Annotated in this window: 13 protein-coding genes; 3 read left to right on the top strand and 10 right to left on the bottom strand. The window is 70.4% G+C overall.

Annotation, left to right across the window (positions count from 1 at the left end; genetic code table 11):
• Nucleotides 1-8: 8 nt before the first annotated feature.
• The 7 genes from ACTOQ1_RS09100 to ACTOQ1_RS09070 form a co-directional block, all read right to left on the bottom strand.
• A complete protein-coding gene (locus tag ACTOQ1_RS09100; protein WP_440065814.1) occupies nucleotides 9-986 on the bottom strand; it encodes a phosphotriesterase family protein in 978 nt (325 codons plus the stop codon).
• Nucleotides 987-1166: 180 nt separating this feature from the next.
• Nucleotides 1167-1823 carry a DUF998 domain-containing protein gene (locus ACTOQ1_RS09095; RefSeq protein ID WP_440065813.1) on the bottom strand — a complete coding sequence of 219 codons (657 nt, stop codon included), beginning with the start codon at nucleotides 1821-1823 and terminating at the stop codon, nucleotides 1167-1169.
• A gap of 299 nt (nucleotides 1824-2122) precedes the next feature.
• Nucleotides 2123-3298: a 4-hydroxybenzoate 3-monooxygenase gene (locus ACTOQ1_RS09090; RefSeq protein ID WP_440065812.1), complete on the bottom strand. Its 1176-nt coding sequence runs from the start codon at nucleotides 3296-3298 to the stop codon at nucleotides 2123-2125.
• Nucleotides 3299-3478: 180 nt separating this feature from the next.
• Nucleotides 3479-4225: an IclR family transcriptional regulator gene (locus ACTOQ1_RS09085; protein WP_440065811.1), complete on the bottom strand. Its 747-nt coding sequence runs from the start codon at nucleotides 4223-4225 to the stop codon at nucleotides 3479-3481.
• A gap of 154 nt (nucleotides 4226-4379) precedes the next feature.
• Nucleotides 4380-4823 carry an SRPBCC family protein gene (locus ACTOQ1_RS09080; protein ID WP_440065810.1) on the bottom strand — a complete coding sequence of 148 codons (444 nt, stop codon included), beginning with the start codon at nucleotides 4821-4823 and terminating at the stop codon, nucleotides 4380-4382.
• Nucleotides 4824-4846: 23 nt separating this feature from the next.
• Entirely contained in the window at nucleotides 4847-5752 is a 906-nt protein-coding gene (locus tag ACTOQ1_RS09075) for a phosphotransferase enzyme family protein (protein WP_440065809.1), read from the bottom strand.
• Complete coding sequence (locus ACTOQ1_RS09070; protein WP_440065808.1) at nucleotides 5752-7200, bottom strand: helix-turn-helix domain-containing protein; 1449 nt, start codon at nucleotides 7198-7200, stop codon at nucleotides 5752-5754. The genes ACTOQ1_RS09075 and ACTOQ1_RS09070 overlap by 1 nt, the downstream gene beginning before the upstream one ends.
• 230 nt (nucleotides 7201-7430) lie before the next feature.
• Between ACTOQ1_RS09070 and ACTOQ1_RS09065 the strand changes: the two genes are divergently transcribed.
• Together ACTOQ1_RS09065 and ACTOQ1_RS09060 are read left to right on the top strand one after the other, a co-directional pair.
• Nucleotides 7431-7715: a hypothetical protein gene (locus ACTOQ1_RS09065; protein WP_440065807.1), complete on the top strand. Its 285-nt coding sequence runs from the start codon at nucleotides 7431-7433 to the stop codon at nucleotides 7713-7715.
• Between the two features lie 323 nt (nucleotides 7716-8038).
• Nucleotides 8039-8776 carry a glycosyltransferase family 2 protein gene (locus ACTOQ1_RS09060; protein ID WP_440065806.1) on the top strand — a complete coding sequence of 246 codons (738 nt, stop codon included), beginning with the start codon at nucleotides 8039-8041 and terminating at the stop codon, nucleotides 8774-8776.
• Nucleotides 8777-8801: 25 nt separating this feature from the next.
• Here the strand turns inward: ACTOQ1_RS09060 and ACTOQ1_RS09055 are convergent, their stop codons facing one another.
• The 3 genes from ACTOQ1_RS09055 to ACTOQ1_RS09045 all read right to left on the bottom strand — a co-directional run bounded on the left by ACTOQ1_RS09055 (nucleotide 8802) and on the right by ACTOQ1_RS09045 (nucleotide 11359).
• Nucleotides 8802-10238, bottom strand: a complete 1437-nt coding sequence (locus tag ACTOQ1_RS09055; protein ID WP_440065805.1) for an ATP-binding protein — start codon at nucleotides 10236-10238, stop codon at nucleotides 8802-8804.
• Between the two features lie 293 nt (nucleotides 10239-10531).
• Complete coding sequence (locus ACTOQ1_RS09050) at nucleotides 10532-10897, bottom strand: STAS domain-containing protein (RefSeq protein ID WP_440065804.1); 366 nt, start codon at nucleotides 10895-10897, stop codon at nucleotides 10532-10534.
• An 87-nt stretch (nucleotides 10898-10984) separates the two neighbouring features.
• Nucleotides 10985-11359, bottom strand: coding sequence for an STAS domain-containing protein (locus ACTOQ1_RS09045; protein ID WP_440065803.1), 375 nt, complete (start codon nucleotides 11357-11359; stop codon nucleotides 10985-10987).
• Between the two features lie 98 nt (nucleotides 11360-11457).
• On the opposite strand from ACTOQ1_RS09045, the gene ACTOQ1_RS09040 reads away from it, so the two are divergent.
• Complete coding sequence (locus ACTOQ1_RS09040; RefSeq protein ID WP_440065801.1) at nucleotides 11458-12768, top strand: hypothetical protein; 1311 nt, start codon at nucleotides 11458-11460, stop codon at nucleotides 12766-12768.
• The last annotated feature ends 50 nt before the right edge of the window (nucleotides 12769-12818 follow it).

Raw genomic sequence — 12818 nt, 5'->3', positions numbered from 1 at the left:
ACGAAAAGTCAGGAAAAGTAGCGGCGAGGGTTGTCGATCAGCATCTGGTCCACCTGCGCGTCGCTCACCCCGGCCTCCCGCAGGGCCGGGAGCACGTCGTCGTGGATGTGGCCGAAGTGCCAGTTGGGCGCGGCCAGCGGTATGCCGTCGTCCCAGGCCGCGCCGAAGTAGTCCATGAAGCACGCGCTGTCGTGGCTGAGCACCATCCGGTCGGCGTAGCCGCGCTCGCAGAGCGCGACGACGGTGGCGACCCGCGACGCCGTGGAGTTGTAGGCGTCCAGCCCGAAGCGGTCCATGCCGAGCGTCGCGCCGGTGTCGGCCAGCCGCATCAGGTGGTCGAGGTCGTTGGAGTCGCCCGAGTGCCCGAGCACGACCTTGGCCGGGTCGACCCCCTCCTTCAGGAACAGGTCCAGGGCGACCAGCCCGCTCCCGGTGGAGGGGTTGGTGTGCACTGTGATCGGCACGCCGGTCCGCAGGTGGGTCCGGGCGACCGCCCGGCAGATCCGCTCGACGCCGGGGGTGAGCCCCTTACTCTCGATCGCGCACTTCAGGAACGCGGCCTTCACCCCGGTGTCGGCGATGCCCTCGACGATGTCGCGGGAGAAGTCCTCGACCATCGGCTCGGGCACGTCCATCATCAGGCCGGGGCCCCGGTGCTCGTACTGGTGCGGGACCTCGTCGAAGGAGTAGATCCCGGAGGCGACGACGATGTTCAGCTCCGGCACCTGGTCGGCCACCCGCCGCACGCGCGGGATGTAGCGGCCCAGTCCCCACACGGTCGGGTCGACGACGGTCCTCACGCCTTTGGCCGCCACCGCCCTGAGCTTGGTGACGGCGTCGGCCACCCGGTGCTCCTCGTCCCACCACGTGCCCCTGCCGTAGTTGTCGACGTGCTCGGGAGAGAGGACGAAGACGTGCTCGTGCATGAGGGTCTGGCCCAGGTCGGCGACGTCGACGGGACCTCTGACGGTGTTCACGACCGGCATGCGCGTCCTCCGGGGGGTGATCCGACCGGCCGACGGTTGCGTACCGAGCGGTCGCTTCCTGAGAAGGTAGGCCGGGGCACCGGGACCGTCAACCTGCCGCGCGGAGCGGGCCGCGCGGAAACGTTCGACCGGGAACGGCCAGTCCGAGCGGACCGCGCGGGAACCTTCGGCCGGGAACGGTCAGGCGCGGGCGGTCGCCGGGAGCGGGCGGTGGACGCGGCCGTGCCTGGCACCGGCCACCAGCCCCAGCATGGCCAGCACCGCCACCTCGAACCCCACCACCAGCCGCTGGATCACCCCGGCGGGGATGTCGTCGTTGGTCAGGTCCACGCCGAGCATCCGCACCACGTACGGGAGGACCACCAGGACCAGCACGCCCAGGGCGGCCAGGCTGAGCAGCCGGACCGGGCGGGCGTACGGGCTGGTCGCGTACCGCCTGGCCAGGAGCAGCCCGGCGACCGGCATCGTGAGGAAGGCCACGAACGCCGCGTACCTGTGGATGCCACCGGACATCGACAGCGGCACGCCGGGCTCGTCGGTCGGGAAGGCGCCGATCAGCAGCATGCACAGACCCCAGGTCCCGACCAGCAGGGCCACCGCGCGATCCTCGCCGCGACGGGCCAGCATGGCCCCGATGATGGTCGCCGCGACGGAGAAGAGCGTGAGCGACAGGGGCAGCAGCCAGCCGTCCGCCTCGAACGCGTACTCGCTGATCACGGTGTGCACCGGATCGAGACCGGTGACCACGTGCAGTCCCAGCATCGTGACGGCTCCCGCGCCGATCGCCGCGTAGCCGCCGAGGATCATCGTGTGCCGCGTGAACGCCTGGCTTCCCATGCCTCAACGATGGCGACGAGCAAGATCACGGAGTATCGGAGACAGCCCCCGGCCGCCCCTGAACGGTCCCGGATGGTCCCCGGGACGAGGTAGTGCCCACCCATCGGGGATATTCCCCGTTATACGCCTCTGAACTGCGCTAAAGCCCGCAAAGGTAGGGCCTTCCCCCTCAGGGTTCCGCCCTCGGGGGCGGGCCGTCCGGAGCACTCGCAGCACGGTGACGTGGCGGGCGGAGACGAGTCAGTGCGGGGATGAGTCGGCGCGGGGAACAAGCCGGCGCGGGTGTGGGCCGGCGGGAGTCACGGGAGGGTTCCGGAGTCGAAGGGCAGGCCGACGTAGTTCTCCGCGAGCGTGGTCGCCGCGGCCTCGGAGGAGGTGACGTAGTCGAGGTGGGAGGTCTGCAGGCGCCGCCCGTAGGGGTCGTCGGCGTCGAAGGTGTGCAGCAGCATCGTCATCCACCAGGAGAAGTGCTGGGCACGCCAGACGCGTTTGAGACAGCCGTCGGAGTACGTGTCCAGCAGTCCGGTGGAGCCCGTCGCGTAGAACTCCGCCAGGGCCGCGGTCAGCAGCCGGACGTCCGCGACGGCCAGGTTGAGCCCCTTGGCGCCGGTGGGCGGCACGATGTGGGCGGCGTCCCCGGCGAGGTAGAGGTTGCCGTGACGCATGGGCTCGGCGACGAACGAGCGCATCGCCGACAGGTCCTTGGAGATGATCGGCCCCTCGGCCAGCGCGAACCCCGGGACCGTCTCCAGGCGGGCCCGCAGCTCGGCCCAGATCCTCTCGTCCGGCCAGTCGTCGAGCGAGGCGTCCGGGGGGACCTGGAGGTAGAAGCGGCTGATCTCCGGGGAGCGCATGCTGTGCAGCGCGAAGCCCCGGTCGCTGTGGGAGTAGATCAGCTCCTCGGACGACGGCGGGACCCGCGCGAGGATGCCGAGCCAGGCGAACGGGTAGTCGCGCTGGAAGACCGACAGGACGCCCTCGGGAATCGACGGCCGCGAGACGCCGTGGAAGCCGTCGCATCCGGCGATCACGTCGCAGTCGAGGCGCTCGCCCTGGAAGGTGAGGTAGGGGTCCTGCTCCAGCGAGTGCAGCGCGACGTCGGGGACGTCGAAGAGGATCTTTCCTCCGTCGGCCAGCCGCCGGGCGATGAGGTCCTTGACGACCTCCTGCTGGCCGTAGACGGTGATGGCCCGCCCGGGGACCAGCTTCTCGAAGGCGATGCGGTGCCCGGCCCCGCCGTAGCGCAGCTCGATGCCGTGGTGCGGAAGCCCCTCCGCGCGCATCCGGTCGCCGACGCCCGCCTCGTTGAGCACGTCCACCGTGCCCTGCTCCAGCACCCCGGCCCGCACGCGCTGCTCGACGTACTCCCTGCTCCGCGCCTCCAGGACCACCGAGTCGATGCCCCGCAGGTGGAGCAGATGGGAGAGGAGCAGCCCGGCGGGTCCCGCGCCGACGATCCCGACCTGAGTTCGCATGCACCGAGCATTCCGTACCGTCCGCCCTCGCATACCGCACCCTTCCGCTCAGCGGAAAACCCCACCCCGCGGGAGCGGCGGTGACCGTGAACGTCCGGCGGGAGCGGGAGGTACGGGAGCCGGAGGCCGGTGGCGGGAAACACCGTCGGCGGGAGACGGCCGCGAGGCGGCCGCGAACGCTCAGCGGGGAGCGGCGGCGAGGTCGCGGGAGAGGGCGGCGGCGGCGGAAAGCACTGCCGACGCCAGCCGTCGCGGATCGGCGGTGTGCCGCCAGGTCACCAGCGACAGCGCCGCCACCACCCGGCCGCCCGCCCCCCGTACCGGCGCCGCGACCGAGCAGGTGCCCACCGACATCTCCTCCTGCGTGCGGGCGATCCCGGTCCTGCGGACCTCCTCCAGCTCGGTACGCAGCCGCGCCGGGTCCACCACCGTGTTCGGCGCGTGCGGGGTGAGCTCCCTGGCGAGCACCCGTTCCACCGTCTCCGGATCCGCGAAGGCCAGCAGGACCTTGCCGACCCCGGTCGCGTGCAGCGGCAACTCCCCCGCCACGCGCGAGACGACCGGCACGGAGGTGGGCCCGCGCAGTCGCTCGAGGTACAGCGCCCGGTCGTCGCGGAGCACCGCGAGCTGCACGTTCTCGCGGGTGGCGGCGTAGAGGTCCTCCATGTACGGCAGGGCGAGCTCGCGCAGCTCCCTCGGCTCCGCGGCCTGGGCGCCGATCTGCCACAGCAGCATCCCGACCCGGTAGGAGCCGTCGGGGAGCCGCTCCATGAACCCGCCCTCCACCAGCTCCCTGACCAGCCGGTGGCCGGTGGCGGGCGGCAGCTCGGCCCGGCGGCAGATCTCGGTGAGCGTCAGCCGCACGTCTCCCGGCAGGAACGCGCCGAGGATGGCCATGACCTTCCCGGTGACCGTGGGCGCCCTCACGCGCCCCAGCCTAGGTCCTGGCCCGCGGATCCCGCCGCGCCGGCCGTGACGGAACCCGGGAGGCGGGACCCGAGGCGGCGTCCAGGGAAGGAGCCCGGGGGCGCGACCCGGGGGACATCCGGGGGACATCCGGGGGACATCCGGGGGACGGAGTCTAGGGAGCGGAACCCAGGCGGGAGGCGAGGACCCCGGCGCGGGCGAGCTGCACCTCGCGGGCCTTCCTCGCGGCGTAGCCCAGCAGCGGCCTGGCCCAGGCGTGCACCACGAGGATGTCCTCGACCTCGGTGCCCCCGTCCTTCTCGTTGAGGGTGAACCGGTAGTCCAGACGCACCCCGCCGGGACTGTCGACCTCACCCTCGACGGTCCGCGGCGTGCTCCGCAACGTCACCTTGATCATGTTGTCGTACTTGACGAGGCCGAAGAACCTGAACCGCTCCACCGAGGTGTAGCGGGTCTCGGCCTCGCCCCGCTCGACGTCCTTGACGGCGACCACCATCGGCGAGAGCCCCACGTAGCTCTGCGGCTGGCTCAGATGGGCGTGGAGCACCTCCGGGGTGTTGCGAACGTGGAAGGTGTTACGCAGAGTGACCTTTGGCATACCATGCCCCCGTTTTAAGATCTTTACTGGGAGACAGTAACGGGTTCGGCCATGTACCAGCGGGCATGTTGCTCACCTCGGGTGAGGGAATCCAGCCTGCGGGGAAGCTCGCGCCGGGAGAACGGGTCGGCGGCGGCGTTGCGGATGTGGATGCCCACCGCGTAGATGTCCCTGACCTCCATGAGAGTGGAGTATCCCGGCCAGGAACGCAGGTCGCTGCCGTACGCGTCGGCGAAGGCGTCCACGTCGGCGGCGGTCAGGCCGAAGCGCCGCTGGCCGTGGTAGGTGTGGACCAGGTCCCACTCGCGGGGGCCGACCGCGACACCGTCCCAGTCGCAGAGCACCACGTGGCCGTCCGTGCAGCGCAGCAGGTTGTCGATCCACGCGTCGCCGTGCAGCAGCACCGGCTCGTCGTCCACGCCGAGGTCCGACCAGCGCTCCGTCAGCTCCGCGATGCGGTCGCGCAGCCAGGCCCGCTGGCAGGAGGTGAGCTCCTCGGACCGGTCCACGGCGCGGCGCACCTCGCACAGCGGGTCGACGAAACGCCGCAACGCCACCGGCGGGACCGGCAGCAGGTGCAGGCTGCGCAGGATCTCGCCCAGCTCCGTGGTGGTGGGGCGGCCGCTGGCCGGAACGTAGTGCCAGAAGGTGACGACCCTGCCCTCGTGCACCACGGGCTGCTCGGAGATCTCGTCGGCCGGGCGCACCGCGGGAAACCCCTGCTCGGCGAGCCAGCGTGCCACCGCGAGGACCAGCGGCAGCCGGGTCAGCGCGTTGGGAGCGGTGGCGATCCTGACCACGATCTCGCTGCGCAGCTTGAAGACGGCGTTGCTGCGCACCCGCAGCAACTCCGCGTCCCTGTGGTCGATGCCGAGGTCCTCGCAGACCTCCCGCAGGACGGTGAACGCCTCTTCGGCGAGCGCGTTCATCAGCCGACCGGTGCCGCGCCGGTGACCAGGTCGTTCAGGCGTCGCACCGCCGCCGCCCTGTGCCTGGTCTGCGGCACCTCCGACAGCAGCGCCCGCGCGCGGTTGAGCACGATGGAGGTGCGGTGTTCCGGCGGGACCTGGAGCAGCGCCTTCTCCGCCAGGTGGCAGGCGTCGTCGATCTTGCCGTCGCGGACCAGGTGCGCGGCCTGGTCGAGCAGGAGGAGGACAGGGTCGATGGCGTACGGCATCGAGGGCCCGGCGGGCCCAGGGTTCCAGTCGACGTCCTCGCCCAGCTCGATCAGGGTGCCGATCCGGTAGAACTGCAGCCGCCGCTCGGAGAAGCGGAACGCCAGGTGGTCGTGGCCCTCGGGGGGCATCCTGGCGAAGATCCGCTCCGCCTCGGCGAGCGCGATCCTGGCGGCCTTGTGCTCACCCATCCGGGCCAGGGCCCGCGCCTCCGCCGCCGCGCCGAGCGCCGCCGGGGAACTGGGCGCGCTGCCGGCGAGCATCCTGGCCTCGCGGGCCAGCCTCACGGTCTCGGCCAGGTCGCCGTAGTAGTAGGGGAGCATCGCCTGCTGCGCCCGGACGAGGGCGCGCAGCCGCACGTCGCCCATGTCGTCGGAGGCGTTGCGCGCGGTGCCGTACCAGGCGTGGGCCTGGCGGGTGTCGCCGAGCTTCATCAGCGCGTCGGCCGACAGCAGCGCCAGCATGACGGTGGCGTTGAGCAGGCGGCGCTGGGCCATCGCGGGCTGGCGGGCCAGCGAGAGCGTCCGGACGTCCGACAGCTCCAGCATGAGCCGGTAGAGCATCGGCAGCGGCGCGCTGCTGATGTACTCGCGCCGGTAGCGCAGCACCTGCTCGTCCAGCCGGTCGAGCTGCTCCTCGGAGACGGTGGCCAGGGCGAGCGTACGGTCCAGGTCCTGGCGGGTCCGCTCGACCTCGGCCAGCAGCCGGCCGGTCATCACGGACTTCGAACCGAGCAGGGCGTGGTGGAACAGCGCCCGCCGCTCGATGTCGTCCTCGGACCGTTCCCGTTCCTCGGTCTGGTACGGCGCGCGAGCCTCACCGCCGGAGACGACCACGACCTTGGTGCCCCCGCCGTCCTCGCAGTAATCTCCGGCCAGGCCCAGTCTTACGGCGTTCGCGCGGTACAGTCGAGCCAGTAGATCGATGGTCTGCGGGCGCGGCCGTGCCCGGTTGTTCTCCCAGGCGTTGAGCAGGTCGATGCTGGCCCGCGCCTCGCCCAGGTCCTGGCGCTCACAGAGCTCCTCCAGTTCCTGCACGGACTGCCTGGCCGACCATCCCCTGGCCAGGCGGTGTGCCTTGAGCAGGCTCGCTCCGCAGCAGCCGTGGATGGCCTGCGCGGTCTGCCAGTGGGTCCACTGCCTGGACGCCGCCTGCTCCCGCCACCGTCGCGCGCACGCGGGGGAATGCTCACCTCGGGCCACGGCACCCCTCCCGGTCGCTGTTTACACAACATTAACAAACACGCACCTCAGCGTAAACGCAGCTGTGCGCGACGCTCCTTTTATTCGCGGTTTCTCCACGGAACATCAGCGACTTTCCGGTCTATTCCACTGTTCCCGAGGGGGGTTGCGGAAGGACCGATTGCCTCAAGTGCCGCAAAACCGCACTCTGCAAAGAAGCAAGTCACGAGTGTCCGCCAGGAGTGATCCGGATGATGGCAGAGCACGGCCAGGGCATCGACCACCTGCGTCGGTTGGCCGCCCAGTTGGAGGCACACGCCTTCCAGGTGCGGCTGAGGTCGGCCGCAGGGCTTTATCCACGGCTTCATGTGATCAACCCCATGGCCCCCGCCAGGACCGAGGACGTGCTCGCCGCCCACGAGGAGGACGGCGAGTGGTGGTTCTGGCTGTCCTGGGCGGGGCGCATCGGCCACGCGGAGGACGTCGCGACGGCCGCGGAGCGTGTGGCCAGTGTTCTTCATGTGATACGGAGATAGGTGATTCTTGGGCCTGGCATGGGTAACACCCGGTGATCAAGCCCAGAATGGAGCGGCACCGTGAAAAGGATCCTGGTCGTGCAACGTCCGCGTCCGCCCCGTGAACCGGTGCCGCTCGATCTGCGCAGCCCCTCGGGTCGTACGCTCCCCTTCTGACGAGCCCCTGCGATCCACATCGGGTCGCGCCTCCCCTTCGGGAACGGTTGGCGAAGAGACCTTCCCGCCGCCCCCAAGGGGAGGTCAACAGGCACGATCCTCCGTCACGTACGGGGTTGCAAGAGGCTTTCAAGCGTTCTGCAGGTGGTTCGGTACACCTTGGGACCATGAACAGCGCCCCCTTCGCCTTCAGTGTCAGCGTGGTCGTCCCCGCCATGAACGAGGCCGAGAACCTCCCCCATGTCTTCGCGACCCTGCCGTCCTGGATCGACGAGGTGATCCTGGTCGACGGCAACTCCACCGACGACACGGTGGCCGTGGCCAAGGCCCTCCGTCCGGGACTGCGCGTCGTCAGCCAGACCCGCAAGGGAAAGGGCAACGCTCTCACCGAGGGCTTCGCCGCGGCGACCGGTGACATCATCGTCATGATCGACGCCGACGGGTCCACCGACGGCCGGGAGATCCACGCCTTCGTGACCGCGCTGGTCGAGGGCGCCGACTTCGCCAAGGGCTCCCGTTGCGCCCCCGGCGGGGGCTCGGACGACATCAGCCCGATCCGCTCGCTCGGCAACACGGTGCTGACCAAGATGACCAACCGGCTGTACGGCACCCGCTACACCGACCTGTGCTACGGCTACAACGCCTTCTGGGCCCGCCACCTCGACGCGCTCGACCTCGACTGCGACGGCTTCGAGATCGAGACCCTCATGAACATCCGCGCCGCCCAGGCCGGTCTCGTCATCCGCGAGGTCCCCAGCCACGAGCGCAGCCGCATCCACGGCGCCAGCAACCTGCACGCCGTCCGCGACGGCCTGCGGGTGCTCCGCACCATCCTCCGCGAGCGCGAGGGACGCGTCGGCGGCCTCCGGCTGCGGCAGGAGCGCCCCACCCACGCCACCGCCTGACCCGCGCGGATGCCGGACAGTTCTCTCAGCGCCGCCACGCCACCAGTAGATCCTCCGGCGTCCAGGCCGCGGCCAGCGGAAGTCCTGGTTCGAACCCTGCTCTGGACACCGCCACCTTCGGCGTGTCGACGGTCACACCGGGAATGGCGGCAGAGCCCCGAACCAGAGCGTCGTAGTCGTGACGGTCGAAGGGCCGCGCGTCAAGCCACTTGATCGATCCGATGAAGTGGACCCGGCTCGCGACAGGCTCCCGGTCTGCGCCCACGAGGTCGATCTCGGGATTGTTCTGCCTGTTCCACCACCCGCCCACGACCTCGGTATCCGGCCATTCGCCGTTTGGAAGCATCCTGGCCAGGCAGTCGCGTACGAGCGGCTCCACCGCGCGGCCTCGCCAGGTCGTCCACGAACGCTCGATTCGCCGCAACGCCAGATCCGGTCGGCCTCGCTCGCTGTCGGCAATGGCCCGCTGCAGGAACGCGAGCCAGAACCGGAGATAGTGGTCAGCCACCCGGTACCGCTTGTTCTTGGTGTCAGGCCGATCGGAGAGTGGAAGGTCGGCCGCTACCACGCGTTTGGCGACCAAGTTCGTGAGGATCGGCGCCAGGGTGCCGGACGGCAACGGCGTCGCTCCTCCCACGTTGGCGGCGATCGCGCTGAAGGTGCGCTCTCCTGCCCCGATGGTCTCCAGCACGGCTCGGGCATGGGTCGCCGACGGAAACTCTCCGAGCAAGGACAACTCCCCGGAGGCGAGAAGGGCGGACAGCGGGCTGGCGAGACTGTGGCGCAGAAAATCGATCCTGGCCACACCTCGCTCCCACGACCGGACCACTTCGGGAAATCCTCCGGTGATGAGCAACGCGTCCACGGCGTCGGCGGCGGGCAGCCCCGTCATGCCGGCGACGTCGTGGAGGCCGAGTGGCTTCAAGGTCATATGAGCGGCCCGGCCGAAGAACGGACGGCCGTACTCCTGCAGGGACTCCATCACCGACAGGTCGCTTCCGACCAGGATCAATAGGATCGGCCGGGTGGACAGATACCTGTCCCAGATCGTCTGCAGCGCTCCTTCGAACTCCCCGTCCTGCTCGATCAACCATGGGACCTCGTCGAGAACGACGACGCACGGGGTCTCGTCGGCCGAGGCCAGCATCAGCGCCCGCAGCGCGTGGTTCCAGTCCTGCGGCACGGCCCCCTGGACAAGCTCGCCACCCGCGAGTCCGGAAGAGGCGATGGCCTCGGCGAAGTCGCCGCGCTCCGCGACGGGACTGCGCCCTCTCGTCGCCTGGAAGACGATGTGCGGCAGGCCGGAACGGTTACAGAACTCCTGCACCAGGCGTGACTTGCCCACCCGCCTGCGACCGGTGACGATCACCGCCCGGCCTCGCGTTCCCCCCTTCCCCTCCAGCACGAGCCGCAGCTGTGCGTCCAACTGGTCGAGGTCAAGAGCCCTCCCGGCGAACTCCATCGATCCCACCTTAGTAATATCAAATCTTACTTAGATTGAATCTACATGGCGTGGCCGCATTGCGAGCTCATTATCAGGCCCCTGATCTGGTCGATCTTCATGCGGAGAACAGAGTCGATCTTCATGCGGAGAGCAGAAGAGACCTTCTACGGACAGTGGATCCCGGTGGCGGTGAAACGGGGCGAGGCGGATGCCGGTCTTCGACAGGCGGCAGCGCGACAGGCCGGTCCCGGAGAGAGCTCGAGCACCACGAAGCCCCAGGCGGTGCGGAGAGCAGGGCCGCCGCAAGGGCCTCAGGCGACCTCGAGCGCGTCGGCCACGGAGGGGAACACCTCGAACACCTGGATCAGGCCGGCGAGGTGGAGCCGCCTGGCCAGATTGCCCTGGACGCCGGTGAGGATGACCCGCACCCCCCTGTTCAGGCCCTGGTGGCGCACCTGGAGCAGCTCGCCGATCCCGGAGGAGTCGCAGAAGGTCAGGGCGGACAGGTCGAGGATCAGCATCGGCGAGGGCAGGGAGTCCCATGCCCTTCCCATCTCCTCGCGGAGCACGGACGTGTGGTAATGATCAAGCTCTCCACTCGCCCGTACGACGAGCGTCGTACCGTGCAGTCCGGATGTGGCGGTAAAGACCGTCTCCGGCTCATCTCCCACGAACATGACCAACCCTCTGACCGACCCTTTGCCCAAGCAACAATAACTGTCCCATACGGCACGGATCGCCCTGGTGCGGAGAAGCCCGGCCGTTCACGTCGTCTCGGGAAACGCCTCCACCGCCTCTTCGACCGTGCGCCGGGTGTCGAACAACTCCGCCACCCCCAGACGGCTCAGCCGTTGCCTCATCACGGTGGAGGGACCGACGAGGACGAGGGAGCCCGCGAGCCTGCGGACGCGGGTGAGGGCGTACATGAGCACGCCGTATCCGGTGGAGTCGCAGAAGGTGACCTCGGTGAGGTCGATCACCAGGCGCGGGTGGTCCATCGCCCCCAACGCGGCGTCTGCCTGCTCCTTCAGCAACGGGGAGGACCCGTAGTCCAGTGCCCCCACCGCGTGCAGGGCGGTGAAATGGCTGTGCTTGTCGGCTCGGACGCGGAATCTCGCGTCCTCCTCAGCCTTCGACATCGGCATCCTCTCCCGCCTAAGTCCCCGGTGCCCCAGCCAGGCGGTTCTAATCATCGCGGGCACGGCCGGACGGCGGAGGCATGCGGAACAATGGTGGCATGCTGAAAGCGCGCCCGGTGGCGGTACTGGTCGTCGGAACGCTCCTGACCGCCGCGTGCAGCGCGGCCCCGGCAGCGCCCACCCCGCCCACCCCGCCCACTGCGACACCGGCGCCGGGCGGTACGGCCTCGCTGACCCCCTCCTCCCCCGACTCCACCTCCCCGGGCTCCCCGAGCCCCGCGCCGCGGGACCCCTCGGCGAGTCCGGTGGCGACCGGGGCGATCGCCGCATCCGCCGAGTGGACGGCCGTGGGGGCCGCGAAGCTGTCGGGCGGCACGGCGCTGCTCGACGTGGCGGCGACCGGGCCCCGCGACGCCTGGGCCGTCGGATACCAGGACAGCGCCGAGGACAGGGAGGGCACGCCCGCCGTCCTCCGCTGGAACGGGAGTCGCTGGCGGGAGATGCCCCTGGGCGAGGGGGCCGGAGCCCATCACCTGGAGGGGGTCGGCGCGGCCGGGCCCGACGACGTGTGGGTGGTGGGCAACGGCCCGAGCGCGCTCGCCGCGCACTGGAACGGGCGGGCGTGGGCCCCGCACCGGCCCTTCGGGGTGGCCGAGGACTACCGGCTGTCGGACGTCACGGCGAGCGGCGGCGACGCGTGGTTCACCGCGAACGGCCCCTCAGGCGCGGTCGTCCTGGAGTGGGCGGGCGGCGAGTTCCGCAACGTGCTGAGCACCGGGGGCACCTTCGAGGCGATCACCTCCGGGGCGGGACACGTCTGGGCGGTGGGAACGAGCGAGACCCGGACCCCGCTGGTCTGGCACGGCACGGCCGGATCGTGGGAGAGCCTGGAGACGCCTCCGATCCCCGGCGGCCGGCTCAGCCAGGTCTGGCAGGTCTCGCCGTCGGAGGTGTGGGCGGTCGGGCAGGTCTCCGCCGCCCCGGGGGCGCGACCGGAGGGCGAGACCGGGCCGAGCGCCCAGGCGGAGACGCCGCCGGACGCCCGGGCGGGCGGCGAGGAGACACGGCCGCTCGTCCTGCGCTGGGACGGGACCCGCTGGACGCGGGTCGAGGTGCCGGTCTCCCGGGGGAGCCTGCACGGGGTCACCGCCTCCGGCCCCGGTGACCTGTGGATCAGCGGCGTCGACGCCGATCACGCCGGACAGGTGCTCATCCTCCGCTTCGACGGCGCCGCCTGGTCACGCGAGTACGGTCCGCTGTTCCGCACCTACACCACCACCCAGCAGTACGACGAGACCGACGACGTCGGAGGCACCGGCCTGACCCGGGTACCGGGCACCGGCACACTGTGGGCGGTGGGCTCGGTCGGCGTGGGCGACGACGAGAAGGCCTTCGTGCTCCGCCGCTGATACTCACCGCCGATCCCACCGCTGATAATCACCGTCGATCCCACCGCCGA

It is taken from the genome of Streptosporangium sp. OZ121, from assembly GCF_051918885.1.
In the GTDB taxonomy this organism is placed as follows: domain Bacteria; phylum Actinomycetota; class Actinomycetes; order Streptosporangiales; family Streptosporangiaceae; genus Streptosporangium.
Note: the sequence above shows the minus strand (reverse complement) of the source record. Positions and strands in the feature narration are given on the sequence as shown.

Bases quoted from the DNA above. Each gene is read 5' to 3' on its own strand.
- ACTOQ1_RS09100 (WP_440065814.1), bottom strand. From the start codon at position 986: ATGCCGGTCGTGAACACCGTCAGAGGTCCCGTCGACGTCGCCGACCTG.
- ACTOQ1_RS09095 (WP_440065813.1), bottom strand. From the start codon at position 1,823: ATGGGAAGCCAGGCGTTCACGCGGCACACGATGATCCTCGGCGGCTAC.
- ACTOQ1_RS09090 (WP_440065812.1), bottom strand. From the start codon at position 3,298: ATGCGAACTCAGGTCGGGATCGTCGGCGCGGGACCCGCCGGGCTGCTC.
- ACTOQ1_RS09080 (WP_440065810.1), bottom strand. From the start codon at position 4,823: ATGCCAAAGGTCACTCTGCGTAACACCTTCCACGTTCGCAACACCCCG.
- ACTOQ1_RS09075 (WP_440065809.1), bottom strand. From the start codon at position 5,752: ATGAACGCGCTCGCCGAAGAGGCGTTCACCGTCCTGCGGGAGGTCTGC.
- ACTOQ1_RS09065 (WP_440065807.1), top strand. From the start codon at position 7,431: ATGATGGCAGAGCACGGCCAGGGCATCGACCACCTGCGTCGGTTGGCC.
- ACTOQ1_RS09060 (WP_440065806.1), top strand. From the start codon at position 8,039: ATGAACAGCGCCCCCTTCGCCTTCAGTGTCAGCGTGGTCGTCCCCGCC.
- ACTOQ1_RS09055 (WP_440065805.1), bottom strand. From the start codon at position 10,238: ATGGAGTTCGCCGGGAGGGCTCTTGACCTCGACCAGTTGGACGCACAG.
- ACTOQ1_RS09050 (WP_440065804.1), bottom strand. From the start codon at position 10,897: ATGTTCGTGGGAGATGAGCCGGAGACGGTCTTTACCGCCACATCCGGA.
- ACTOQ1_RS09045 (WP_440065803.1), bottom strand. From the start codon at position 11,359: ATGTCGAAGGCTGAGGAGGACGCGAGATTCCGCGTCCGAGCCGACAAG.
- ACTOQ1_RS09040 (WP_440065801.1), top strand. From the start codon at position 11,458: ATGCTGAAAGCGCGCCCGGTGGCGGTACTGGTCGTCGGAACGCTCCTG.